Genomic DNA, 11,589 nt, shown 5'->3' on the forward strand with positions numbered 1-11,589 from the left:
TACAACAACTATTTAAGTCTTGAAACCACTCAGGTTCACATTCACTCGAATTATCAAGGTATTTTCAGGATGTATAAAACTTTCAGTAGAGTTTAGAGAAGAAGTAAAAACCTTAACTCTATCTTAAACTGATAACATTACCAAATTCAGTGCTTGTCACATCACTCAGTACTGTACTTGCTTTATATGAACAGTAGCACCCAATTGCAATGAAAACAGATGCAGCTACAGCAAGTGAAATACATATTTCTAAATTCGATATTGTTAAACATGTACCAACAGCAAACGCTCCAGATAACACAAAAGAAGCAGAGGCATAGTTACTTTGCCTTCTATTATAAATGTTTGCTTCTGAAAGTTTTCTGTTTTTGTTCTTTAAGTCTTGATTTTGAGCTTGAAGTTCTAATCTCTCTTGCCTAAAATCCCTTTCTAACTGTGAAATTTTGTTAGTGTCTCTTGTTCTTTCACTTACGGCCTTATTCAGCTCTTGCTCTTTTTTTCTAAGTTGAGTTTTTGTTCTTTCAAACTCATCTCTAAGGTTTTCAAGTTGACTTTTTTCTCTAGTAAGTCGAGCCTTTGTTCTTTCAAGTTCATTTCTAAGGTTTTCGAGCTGCTGCAACTCTCGAGCAATAAACTCATCGTTTATTGCTGGTTGAACATTATGTGTATTTGCTACAGGTTGCTCTGCACTTGTAGGGAATTTTTCATTTAGATATTCTCTGACAGGATTAAAACTTTTAAGCACCTCAATAACAATTTGATCATTCATAAAGCAATTATTTTCTACTAATTCTTTTACATCATCCAAATCTTTTCTATTAATAGCATCAGTTAATCGCTCCTTCATAACTTGCTCAATGATTTGCTTCAATCGTGAATTTTGCTCTATAGCTGGTATTGGCTTTATTTGACTAAAATCTAGCTCCTTATGTTTTAAAAGTTTACTCAACCACTATCGGCTGAGAGCCGAAAGGTTGGATATAGCGCTGGAAGCGCGGTGAGAAGCTAAAGCTACTCCAATCTTATACTAGATATAGAATGAGGCTGATGTGCATCTGTATGTTTATTGATGTACTCATTAATGACTTCATCTGTGATATGTCCGCTGGTAGCACTAAAGTATCCTCTTCCCCAAAAACGCTTTCCCCAGTACATTTTATTTAGCTCTGGAAATTCTTGTTGAATTTTGCGTGAAGACCTGCCTTTGGCTCTTTGAACAAAATCACTCACAGCTATATGAGGAGGTATTACTACGAATAAATGTAAATGATCTGATGATATTACTCCGTTTTCTATCTTAATCCCCATTTCTTCAGATACTTCTGCTATGATTGTTCGTATTCTCTCCTTCATAGCCTTAGTTAATACTCTGTACCGATATTTTGTAATCCAGACTATATGGTACCTATGATAAAATACAGTGTGTTTTCCTTTGTCATATTCCGTCATAACTATACTTTATAAAGTACAGTTATGACATTGACAAACTAAAGTTTCTCCACCTAGAAGGTGGAGGCTTGTACCATCTTATGGAAAGTCAATACTTCTTCATTTTCTTGTGTTATTCCTTGTAAACATGATTTGATAATCAGGCTAAGTGGTGTTTCTATTTCTCCATTTGAATTTCTTTTCCAACAATTAGGGTTGAGTTCTTGATTCAATAGTCTTTTTGCTTGGTCAATATTTCTGTTAGAAAGAGCATTTAATAATTCTTTTCCTGTTTTTGCTTTTTGTATTTCTATTATCAAATACTTAGCACAACTTGTTCTAACAAATTGCTCAGGATTTTGAAAACTTTTATTTTGTAGATAAATACTTATTCTCGGATGACTTAGTAAGAGTTGTAACACTTTCTTTTGAAGAAAACACATTGCTAGATGCAAAGCTGTATTGCCATCACGTTTTTCATGAATATTAACATCTATGCTTTGGTGAAGTAGAAGTAACCTAATCATACTCTGATATTCTTTCTCTGCTCCAGAGCCTGAAGATAAATTACTAATTATAGATATCAAAGGTGTCATGCCTTCTTCATTAAACGTATTAACATTCGCACCTTCTTCCAGAGCTCGCTCAAAATCTCCTAGATTTTCATCATAAATAGCTTCAAATAATTTTGTTGTTGATTGTCCTGAAGTTGTTTGATTTTGAGCTCGTAATCCTACATCACTAACAACCCTTCTTCCAAAATCTACATTACTTCTCGAAAGCATACTAAATTCTCCCCAACCTATAATTTATTGACATAATTATAAAAAAACAAAGAAAATTGCAAGTAATTTAGTTAAAAATTTTAGAATTAATTATGATTCCAAAAACTTTTCCGCATCAAGTGCAGCCATGCACCCTGTTCCTGCGGCAACTACTGCCTGGCGATATACCTTATCTTGAACATCACCAGCAGCAAACACCCCTGCCCTACTGGTTAGAGTTGTTCCAGGTTTCGTAATTATATAACCTTGCTGATCCATTTCAACAAAGCCCTTAAAAATACCTGTATTTGGTGCATGCCCAATTGCAATGAACACTCCATCTACTTTCAATTCCTGGGTTTTATTGATGTCTGTTGATTTAATTGTAATGCCAGTAACTTTTTTAGGATTTTCTTCTCCAAGAATCTGCTCTACGGTATGATTCCATATTACCTTTATCTTATCATTTTTAAAGAGCCTGTCTTGCATTACTTTCTCTGCTCTTAACTTATCACGCCTGTGTATCAGTATAACTTTCTTAGCAAATCGAGTTAAAAATATTGCTTCTTCAACAGCAGTATTTCCACCACCAACCACAGCTACAACTTTATTTCTAAAAAATGCACCATCACAAGTTGCGCATGCCGAAACTCCGTAACCTTGAAATTTCTTTTCACTCTCCAGGCCAAGCCACTTCGCTTGCGCACCAGCTGCGATTATAATTGCATTCGAATAGTAGTCACTAGCATTACCACAAGATCTAAATCTATACTTATTAGAATCCTCAAGTTGTTCAACGCTTTTTATTTCGTCATCTATTATCCTTGCCCCCACCTTCTCTGCATGCAACCTCTTTTGTTCCATGAGTTCTGGACCTTGTATAGAAATAAAACCTGGATAGTTTTCAACATCCGTAGTAATTGTAAGCTGACCACCAGGTTGCATTCCTGTTACTACAATTGGCTCTAAATTTGCACGTGCTGCATATATAGCAGCAGCATAACCCGCTGCTCCAGATCCAATAATAAGAACTTTTGTACTCAATTTATAATTCTGCACTGTGTGAGTTTAGATAATCAGCCACTCCTTCATCGCTTGCCTGCATTGCTGGCTTACCTTTTTTCCACCCTGCTGGACATACTTCACCATGCTCTTCATTATGTTTTATTGCATCAATAATTCTAATAAACTCATCGATATTACGCCCTAAAGGAAAATCATTTATCGATTGATGACGTACAACAAACTTATCATCAATAACAAAAGTTGCTCTTAGTGCAATTGAGTCATCATATAAGACCCCATAGTCTCTTGATATAGACTTTTTGATATCAGACACTAAATTGTAGCTAACCTCTCCAATACCACCATCATTAACTGGAGTGTTTCGCCATTTATAGTGTGAAAATTTTGAATCTATACTTATTCCTATCACTTCAACATTACGTTTTGAAAAATCTTCTATTTTGTTGCTAAATGATATCAACTCAGTTGGACAGACAAAAGTAAAATCAAGTGGATAGAAAAAAAGGACAGCATACTTATCCTTTATATGTTTACTTAAACAGAAATCATCAACTATTTTTCCACTAGCAAGAACAGCCGAAGCAGTAAAATCGATAGCGGATTTTGTTACAAGATTCATAACTAACCTATTCATTCTTAATATTTATAATTTTATACCTTGATACATTTACATGCAAGTTTTCTTTAGCCCCAATCCTATAAAAACTTCCTCTTATGGCTGTAAAAATGTTATGATAAGAGCTAATTTTTATGAGTAGGGAAATACCCAAATATTACTATCTTTCACCTTTTCTCCCTTCAAATTTTTTAACCATTTCTTTTACACTTACATTCGTGGAAGGTAAATTTTTGCTGGCAAGATGGTTGATCGAAGATTTTTTATTCCCTACTGGAAATGAACGAGATTGTTTTCTCTTCACACTGATATCCGTTTGTGTTACTGAAGCAGTTTTGTTTTCAGCAGGCAACACGTTCTTTACTTGATTTCGCTCAAATCTTTCTTTTAATGCCTTTACTTTACTACTCTCGCGAGTCACTTCTTTTTTCATAGCAACTACTAGTACTTTTGGTCCATCAGCTTTTTTTGCTGATTCTTTACCATCTTGATTTTCAGATTTTAGTGGTAGTGTAGGGCTACTCTCAGCTGATTTTTCCACTACTATTTTTTGCTCTGTGCTTACTTTTTCGCCTAAATCTTTAGGCTTTGGTGGTACTGCAGGTTTATCTTTTTTCGGTTCTTATCTAATTTTTTGATTGATAGTAAACATTTTCTCTGGTACTTGTGGTACTCTTGGTGGTTTTGGTGGTGCAAGAGATTGAAGTTGTTGTTTCTTCCTATGTTCTCTTTTTGCTTCTATATGTTCTTTAGAGATTGTTGCATAAATCGGCTCTTCTTTAATTGATTGTAGATTACGCAAATCTTTTGTTAAAGATTTACTTTTTTCCTCTTGATAATTTGATATTTCTTCATACTCAGGATCTTCGTTTAATGAACCTCCATAACCTGAATCTTCTCGCTCATATAAGAGATTTTTCTTTTGCTGTCTATTTTCTAAATTTATTCCATATGACCTATATTTATCTTGACTTCTTTCTATTCGCTCTAAATCTGAAATTTTTTGAATAACATCTGTATATTCGATTGCTGTTCTAGCAGTTGAAGGAGGCAATTTATCTTTTATAAAATTACTTATATTCCTAATCGAAACATCTCTTCCTAATATTCTATTGAATATCCTAAGAATTAATGGCTTTTTATTTGCCTTCTTTATACAATTATTCAAGTCATCACGTATAACAAGCTTAGCTACATCTTCTGCCTTATCTGTAAAACCCTCTAAAGCATGAGATAAATCTGTTACTGTTTTATCATATTGTTTCTCTGAATTTCCTAGCTTTATAGCTTTGATCAGAGAATCAAGATTTTTTTATAATCCTCACTTTTAAATGGATCATGCATACTAATTGTAATATTTTATTGAAATATAGATCTAAAATATTAAGATCTAGTGAGTATTACTTTTTTAGTTCATATATAGCTATAGTTACACGGCGATAATGCGTAGCAGAATAACGATTTTGTCATTCTAGTGTCTGCTGTTATCCCTTATCTAGGTGTGTAAAAGTGAAATCTAGTTTCGCTATATAACACAGTCTCATACAAGTAGCTTCTCGATTGAGAGTTGTCTTCTGCATTGAGCTCAACATTATTTACTACTTTTTCAGTAATAATTTCGGCAAACTCAGGAGAAAGTTCTTTTGCAGAAAATGCAGCATGTACATCATTTTTAACAAAGAAACACGTAGCAAGTGCAAATACTGCTGTTGGTACACAGCACCAAGGAGAAGCTATACTAAAAAAAGTTGTAGAAGCTACTAAAGTAAATATTGCTTGAAGCATAATATACTGTTTATCAATGCCAACATATTCAGCCATCAATTTTCTAATTTTGTTATTGCTGCCGTATGGCAAAAAAATATCTTAATAAAAGCTGTTACACTATTACTAGCAAGATATCAATCACGCTCTATTGGATCTATATTTTGATTTAAAATCGCCTATTTTCTTGCACCTTTTTGCCATTCATAGAATGTTAACTTTAAACCTCTTGGCTACAAATGCTCTACTTTCCCCTACATCCAATGCTTTTTTCCTTAAATCATAACTATATGCTGCTGGCATTCACATCTCCTCGCTACTTTACCTATTCCATCATGTTCCGACTATTAGGATTTGATTGGTTTCTTATTTCTCTAAAGTTTTAATGTATTCCGTTAAAACCCTGAATCCAATGTTAGAAACTGTATCTTTTGTTATAAAGGCTATTTCCCTCAATTTTTGATGTAAACTAGGTGGCAACCTTAACACTGACTGTGCTGGCTCTGATTTTCTAACAGTAGATAAGGCTTCCTCATAAACAGATTCAATTTCCCTAATTGCTTTTAAATCTAATGGTTTATATTCAACAATTGCCATACCTTCGCCAGAGGCGTCTTGAACTGCAGCTCGCCAACTTAAAAAACTATCGAACCTTGTTAAGTTGTCAAATTCACTTAAAAAATCATCACATTCTTCAATGTGTTTTTTAGCTGCACCTGGATTGGTGTGTACTCCATTAAATAGCACTCTTGCTTTAAAGGTTTTATTACAACTTTGAGTACCGTTAACTAAGTTGCTCAGAGTGTCAAACGTCCACATATCAATCCCAGATGGATTAATGGGAAATATAGCTAGATTAGCTAATGATAAGGCAGCCCTTAAAGTTTCATCTGCTCTTCTTGCGTCAACAATAATATCTTGATATTTGGACTGTAAAGCTTGTAGCTCATTTCTGATTACTACACTAATGTTAATTTGGCCTAACACCTTGTGAATACTGTTAATTTTCGGTAAACTTTTGTCCTTGTCTCGCAGGGATGCCCACAAGGTAGCTAGCATTAATGGGTCAAGATCATAGAGAAGGACATTTCTACCTTCCCTAGCACGCATCACCGCTATATTTGTGGCTATGGTCGTTTTACCAGTACCACCTTTTTGACCACCAACAACTATTATCATAACACACCTCGTAATATTTTAATTCACTTGGCGTCTACTAAAAAATCAATAAGGGCAGTTTACATAATCCCACTTCAATGTTCAAGAAAAAGTGCTCCGGTGCTCATTCTTTGTTTATAAATAATATTCTTGATTCAATCCTTTGCTTTCTTCTCAATATATCTACATATCAGGATAGAGAGCTCATATAATACCAACATTGGAATTGCAAGCCCTACTTGGCTTAGTACATCAGGTGGAGTTAAGATTGCAGCAATAATGAAAATTACCACTATCGCAATTCTCCGTTTATTTGACAAACTTTGTGCAGTGATTAGCCCTACTCTTACCATTAAGGTGAGTATAACTGGAATTTGAAATGCAGTGCCAAATGCAAACATAAATTGAAGAACAAGGTCTAAATATTCACTAACTGATGGCATAAACTCTATTGGTATACCGAAAGATTTACCGCTATGTTCAAAAGCAATAAAAAATTTCCAGGCTAAGGGAAATATGTAGTAGTAAACTACAGCGGCTCCCGTTACAAACAAAACCGGTGTTGCAATTAAGTATGGCAATAACACTGCCCTTTCTCTTTTATATAAGCCAGGTGCTAGAAATATGTAGAATTGCCATGCAAACACAGGAAAAGAAAACAACAGTGCACTCATTATTGCAACCCTGAGATATACAAAAAACGCTTCTGTTAAGTCTGTATAGATTAGAGAAAAATCATTGCTATCTTTTGTAACTTCTATTAAAGGTGCAAGTAAAAAGCGGTATATATTTTCTTTAAAGTAGTAACAAAACCCGAAGGTAACACAAAAAAATAGAAAGCAAAAAATAACCCTTTTTCTAAGTTCCGCAAAGTGCTCATAAAATGAAGCATATTTTTGTGAGTTTTCGTTCATACTTTACAATAACGCTATGTCTAACATTCTCAGTGAAAAAGCCCATTCATTATCGTACCACGCTGCAACTCTACAGATATCACCTGTGACATATGTACCAGCTAAATCCACAATTGCACTATAAGGGTTATGGACAAAGTCTATTGAAACTAAAGGCTCGTTACATACGGAAAGCACATGATTTGCTGAATTCTTAAATATTTCGTTTATTTCCTTAGTTGTTGCTCTCTTATCAGCTAAAAATTTAAAATCAACCATAGAAACGTTGCTAACCGGAACTCTAATAGCAGTACCATCTAGCTTACCCTTTAACTGAGGAATGACAGAACCAATTGTTTTTGCTGCTCCAGTTGTAGTTGGCACCATAGAAAGGCCACAAGCTCTTGCCCTACGTAAGTCTCTATGGTTGCCATCAAGAATATTTTGATCATTCGTATAGGCATGTATAGTGGTCATAAAACCGCTTTTTATGCCTAAATTGGAGTGTAAAACGTGTACAATCGGAGCCAGACAGTTTGTAGTACAAGAACCTGCTGAGATCACTTTATGCTCCTTTTTTAGCATATCGTTATTTACGCCGTAAACTACAGTTACATCAGCATCTGAAACTGGAGCAGAGACAATTACTCTCTCTGCATTATGCTTTGCTGCTTCCGCACGCTTGTTGAATGCACCAGTGCATTCAAGCACTACATCAACATTCCAAGGAATATTTTCAGGGCTACGTTCTCTATATAAAGAAAATTTCCTGCCATTTATAGATAGCCAATTTTCAGACTCGTTAAAATCAATATCGCCGTTAAATTTGCCATGAACAGAGTCATATTTAATCAAATGTGCATGCTGCTCAGCACTGAGCGACCCATTTACCGCCACAACTTCTATTTGCTCGCTATAGTTTTCTACTTCAAAAATAGCACGCAATACACTTCTGCCTATTCTACCAAGACCATTAATTCCTACACGAATTGTCATTTTTCCATCTTAAAAGTTTAATTATAGAGGATATTGCCTGATATTTCATTCTATTCTTTTGGTTGTTAATCCTAATGTTATAATATATTGATGCTTATCTTGACTAAAGAAACTGTATCACTTAATTAATAATATCTAAATTTTAACTTGAAGTAGGTTATGCATGGATTACCAATGACAAATTCAGATAATCAGTATCAGCAAAGAAAAATAGAAGCATTGCAAAAAGAAAATAAAGGACTGTCAGAAAAAGTGAAAACACTACAGAAAATGTCAGTGCTGCACAATGAAATGCTAGTAATGCTACAGTGGAAATCAATAACAGAGAAACTGCGCACAGAAATATTAAAAAAACTGCTAGAAACACCTCAAGAAGCAGCAGCATTTCAATTAGAAGAAAAAGATGAAGATCAGCAAGTAATAGAAGACATACTGGATATGCAAGAAGAATTTGAATCTTTACAAAATTTGGAAAGTACTACTATTGAACAAACAAATATTCAAGGACAGAGCATATAGCTCTTTCCTACTCTTCAGAGTTAGCTAAATAGCTGACTCTGAAAAGTAGATAACATTCTTTTACCTTTTTTATTTAGTAAATTCCTTAATATTTCTAATTATAAAGAACCCGTCAGTTATTTTTGTATTTTACGGCTAAGGATATTACTCTTTGGTATCTTATACTTTAATATCTTAATAATTAACTTGATTAAGTAACTATAGTACCATATTATTTAACTCAATATTAATGATAATTATTATGGATTTAAAAAACTTACAACAAGAGTTGCTTGGAATAATTTTTCTCATACTTGCACCAATTAATGCAGAAGAAGAAAAAGATATGAAAGAGCGAGCATTAAAGATTATCGATGAATTAAAAGATCATATTAATGATGATATAGAAATGAGTGATCTGAGAATGACAATTTTAGACTACATTATCCTTTGTGATAGTCAAGATAACGTAAGGTTAAATAACAGATCATTGTTAGACTTAGAAGATGCCGTCAAAAGTATTGGAGGGAAAACTTCACAAGAGTTAGGGCGAGTAAATCAGATTCCACAGCAACCAAATAGTATTGGGTTAGCGTTAGCAGAAGCTACAATACAATATGAGGCGCATGTGAGAGAAATGGAAGAGAGAAATCTAAGGATTATCACCTCAATTGGAGTATTAGGTATAACAGCCTTAGGAGTTAATCTTGGAAAATCAAAAGTGAGTGAAATTATTGGTACAACACTTGGAGGACTATTATCCATTCCAATAATGGTCATATTACCAGTATCAATAGCAGTAGCGTTAAAAAACAGGAATTCAGGGCTTAGAGAAGTAGTACAATATTCTCTTGATGCAACAAGTAAACCGTCAAGGATTCGGTTAGTAGCAGCCTTAGGAGCAGGCGCGATAATGTTAACTAACAATATAACTAGCAGCAGCACTGAAACAAATATGGAATTATTAGGCCCTGGTTTTATAGCTGCAATTGGAGCTGGAATTGGTGCTACATTGTCAACGGCTTTAGCGAGAAGGATGTTTGCTCCTATCTCTACAAATTTGGAAAATGCTACCACTGAACAACAAAATATTCAAGGACAGAGCATATAAACTTGTAATAGTTTTAAACTATTACATATAACTTTCTCTACTTCCTTCTTTATCGTTACCCCGGGTGTTGTAAAACTGGGGTAACACCTTCCGCTACGCAAATCACCTACAAAACACAATCTTTTTATTCCCCTAAACAATTAGTTGTGAATTTAAGCAATCATATTAATATAGTAAATATTTACTTAATATACTAGTATTTACCTTGACTAAACAATTATAGTGCTGTATGATTTGTACTTAAGCTTTAATAGTGAGGTGTTGATGGACGCACAAGAATTAGAAAACTTACAGAAAAGTTCATCAACAAAATCCCAAGATGCTGGGGAGAAAACATCAGAAGAGTTGGAAAGAAATTTAAACCCGAGTGAAGCCAATAATGATATATTCTAAAATCTATCAAGAATACGAGGGAGAAACATGGACAGAGTCATTAATGAATGGTTTTATAGCCGCTGTTTCTTTGGGATTTGGCTTCCTTCTAGGAAAAATAATTACTCCTACAAACGAAGCTGTTTCTACAAATCTAGAAAACGCTGCTGTTGAACAACCCAATGTGCAACAAACCCTACCCTTATGTATATAAAATGACAAATTTTATAACTAAAAAAGTACTTCCCCATTTTCAAAGCACTGCATACAATAGAATTATATTGTAGTGCCTTATACTCATCCTGAGATATAGGAAAACAATCTATACAACATTTTAAGCTGGCTCAGAGCGCTGGCAAACCCAATACCATAATTTACAAGGAGGACTTATGAATAAGAAATTTCTCTATTCACCATTGTCAATAAAAAGCATAGAAGAAAACGGAGTATTTTCTGGCTATGCGAGCGTTTTTAATATAGTTGATAAGCAAAATGATCTGATATTACCAGGAGCATTGAAGAACAACTTAAATAAAAGTCAGATAAAACTTCTTTGGCAGCACAACCCAAGTGAGCCTATAGGTAATATTACAGATATTTGCGAAAATGATATTGGCCTATATATAACTGCACATTTGCTTTTTGGTATTCAAAAAGCAGAGGAAGCATATTTAATGCTAAAAACTGGAACTATTAACGGGCTTTCGATTGGCTATATACCAATAGAGTATGATGTTGATCATGAAAGCGGAGCTCGAGTGTTAAAACAAGTGGAGCTATGGGAAGTTAGTTTAGTCACTTTTCCTGCAAATTTGTCAGCTCAGGTAATCAATGTGAAGAATCATTACAATGAACAAGAAATGTTAGCAAGAGCAATAGAAAAAGCAAATTCTGTGCTTACGCACATGTGTATTTCTACTTAAAATCTATAAAAATTTTCATACAATTTAACATTTATATTAT

Annotated in this window: 16 protein-coding genes and 1 pseudogene; 5 read left to right on the plus strand and 12 right to left on the minus strand. The window is 34.1% G+C overall.

Annotated elements, in window-relative coordinates:
- Positions 1-118: 118 nt before the first annotated feature.
- The 12 genes and pseudogenes from ABWU33_RS04370 to gap form a co-directional block, all read right to left on the minus strand.
- Positions 119-949 (minus strand): hypothetical protein, encoded by an 831-nt coding sequence (locus ABWU33_RS04370; protein WP_353280370.1) that lies wholly within the window; start codon positions 947-949, stop codon positions 119-121.
- 62 nt (positions 950-1,011) lie between these two features.
- The gene (tnpA, locus tag ABWU33_RS04375; RefSeq protein WP_265024376.1) at positions 1,012-1,449 is read right to left on the minus strand and encodes an IS200/IS605 family transposase; all 438 of its coding nucleotides are present in this window, start codon (positions 1,447-1,449) and stop codon (positions 1,012-1,014) included.
- 53 nt (positions 1,450-1,502) lie between these two features.
- Positions 1,503-2,213 (minus strand): ankyrin repeat domain-containing protein, encoded by a 711-nt coding sequence (locus tag ABWU33_RS04380; protein WP_353280373.1) that lies wholly within the window; start codon positions 2,211-2,213, stop codon positions 1,503-1,505.
- A gap of 90 nt (positions 2,214-2,303) precedes the next feature.
- Positions 2,304-3,251: a thioredoxin-disulfide reductase gene (gene trxB / locus ABWU33_RS04385; protein WP_211908290.1), complete on the minus strand. Its 948-nt coding sequence runs from the start codon at positions 3,249-3,251 to the stop codon at positions 2,304-2,306.
- Entirely contained in the window at positions 3,238-3,837 is a 600-nt protein-coding gene (locus tag ABWU33_RS04390) for a peroxiredoxin (protein WP_010401485.1), read from the minus strand. Before ABWU33_RS04390 ends, trxB begins: the two co-directional genes overlap by 14 nt.
- A gap of 157 nt (positions 3,838-3,994) precedes the next feature.
- Positions 3,995-4,375: a hypothetical protein gene (locus ABWU33_RS04395; RefSeq protein WP_246433210.1), complete on the minus strand. Its 381-nt coding sequence runs from the start codon at positions 4,373-4,375 to the stop codon at positions 3,995-3,997.
- 81 nt (positions 4,376-4,456) lie between these two features.
- A complete protein-coding gene (locus ABWU33_RS04400) occupies positions 4,457-5,002 on the minus strand; it encodes a hypothetical protein (protein WP_246433209.1) in 546 nt (181 codons plus the stop codon).
- A gap of 323 nt (positions 5,003-5,325) precedes the next feature.
- Positions 5,326-5,691: a hypothetical protein gene (locus tag ABWU33_RS04405; RefSeq protein WP_246433208.1), complete on the minus strand. Its 366-nt coding sequence runs from the start codon at positions 5,689-5,691 to the stop codon at positions 5,326-5,328.
- A gap of 57 nt (positions 5,692-5,748) precedes the next feature.
- A pseudogene (locus tag ABWU33_RS08160) lies at positions 5,749-5,901 on the minus strand (IS630 family transposase); the annotation flags it as partial.
- Between the two features lie 63 nt (positions 5,902-5,964).
- Positions 5,965-6,777 carry an AAA family ATPase gene (locus ABWU33_RS04415; protein WP_353280376.1) on the minus strand — a complete coding sequence of 271 codons (813 nt, stop codon included), beginning with the start codon at positions 6,775-6,777 and terminating at the stop codon, positions 5,965-5,967.
- Between the two features lie 134 nt (positions 6,778-6,911).
- Positions 6,912-7,670: a twin-arginine translocase subunit TatC gene (tatC, locus tag ABWU33_RS04420; protein ID WP_211908050.1), complete on the minus strand. Its 759-nt coding sequence runs from the start codon at positions 7,668-7,670 to the stop codon at positions 6,912-6,914.
- A gap of 3 nt (positions 7,671-7,673) precedes the next feature.
- Positions 7,674-8,645 (minus strand): type I glyceraldehyde-3-phosphate dehydrogenase, encoded by a 972-nt coding sequence (gene gap, locus ABWU33_RS04425; RefSeq protein WP_211908049.1) that lies wholly within the window; start codon positions 8,643-8,645, stop codon positions 7,674-7,676.
- A gap of 159 nt (positions 8,646-8,804) precedes the next feature.
- Between gap and ABWU33_RS04430 the strand changes: the two genes are divergently transcribed.
- The 5 genes from ABWU33_RS04430 (at position 8,805) to ABWU33_RS04450 (ending at position 11,549) form a co-directional block, all read left to right on the plus strand.
- The gene (locus ABWU33_RS04430) at positions 8,805-9,164 is read left to right on the plus strand and encodes a hypothetical protein (RefSeq protein ID WP_211908048.1); all 360 of its coding nucleotides are present in this window, start codon (positions 8,805-8,807) and stop codon (positions 9,162-9,164) included.
- A gap of 241 nt (positions 9,165-9,405) precedes the next feature.
- Positions 9,406-10,254 carry a hypothetical protein gene (locus ABWU33_RS04435; protein WP_264337335.1) on the plus strand — a complete coding sequence of 283 codons (849 nt, stop codon included), beginning with the start codon at positions 9,406-9,408 and terminating at the stop codon, positions 10,252-10,254.
- Between the two features lie 264 nt (positions 10,255-10,518).
- On the plus strand, positions 10,519-10,647 hold the full coding sequence (locus ABWU33_RS04440) for a hypothetical protein (protein ID WP_256438227.1): 129 nt from the start codon (positions 10,519-10,521) through the stop codon (positions 10,645-10,647).
- On the plus strand, positions 10,634-10,840 hold the full coding sequence (locus ABWU33_RS04445; RefSeq protein WP_211908044.1) for a hypothetical protein: 207 nt from the start codon (positions 10,634-10,636) through the stop codon (positions 10,838-10,840). The genes ABWU33_RS04440 and ABWU33_RS04445 overlap by 14 nt, the downstream gene beginning before the upstream one ends.
- A 175-nt stretch (positions 10,841-11,015) precedes the next feature.
- Entirely contained in the window at positions 11,016-11,549 is a 534-nt protein-coding gene (locus ABWU33_RS04450) for an HK97 family phage prohead protease (protein ID WP_264337336.1), read from the plus strand.
- Positions 11,550-11,589 lie beyond the last annotated feature (40 nt).

Origin of the sequence: Wolbachia endosymbiont (group B) of Cyclophora punctaria (assembly GCF_964028235.1) — a bacterium.
GTDB lineage: Bacteria > Pseudomonadota > Alphaproteobacteria > Rickettsiales > Anaplasmataceae > Wolbachia.

Coding starts and splice junctions, on each gene's coding strand:
- ABWU33_RS04450 (WP_264337336.1), top strand. CDS start 11,016: ATGAATAAGAAATTTCTCTATTCACCATTGTCAATAAAAAGCATAGAA.
- ABWU33_RS04380 (WP_353280373.1), bottom strand. CDS start 2,213: ATGCTTTCGAGAAGTAATGTAGATTTTGGAAGAAGGGTTGTTAGTGAT.
- gap (WP_211908049.1), bottom strand. CDS start 8,645: ATGACAATTCGTGTAGGAATTAATGGTCTTGGTAGAATAGGCAGAAGT.
- ABWU33_RS04440 (WP_256438227.1), top strand. CDS start 10,519: ATGGACGCACAAGAATTAGAAAACTTACAGAAAAGTTCATCAACAAAA.
- ABWU33_RS04430 (WP_211908048.1), top strand. CDS start 8,805: ATGCATGGATTACCAATGACAAATTCAGATAATCAGTATCAGCAAAGA.
- ABWU33_RS04415 (WP_353280376.1), bottom strand. CDS start 6,777: ATGATAATAGTTGTTGGTGGTCAAAAAGGTGGTACTGGTAAAACGACC.
- ABWU33_RS04435 (WP_264337335.1), top strand. CDS start 9,406: ATGGATTTAAAAAACTTACAACAAGAGTTGCTTGGAATAATTTTTCTC.
- tnpA (WP_265024376.1), bottom strand. CDS start 1,449: ATGACGGAATATGACAAAGGAAAACACACTGTATTTTATCATAGGTAC.
- ABWU33_RS04390 (WP_010401485.1), bottom strand. CDS start 3,837: ATGAATCTTGTAACAAAATCCGCTATCGATTTTACTGCTTCGGCTGTT.
- ABWU33_RS04445 (WP_211908044.1), top strand. CDS start 10,634: ATGATATATTCTAAAATCTATCAAGAATACGAGGGAGAAACATGGACA.
- tatC (WP_211908050.1), bottom strand. CDS start 7,670: ATGAACGAAAACTCACAAAAATATGCTTCATTTTATGAGCACTTTGCG.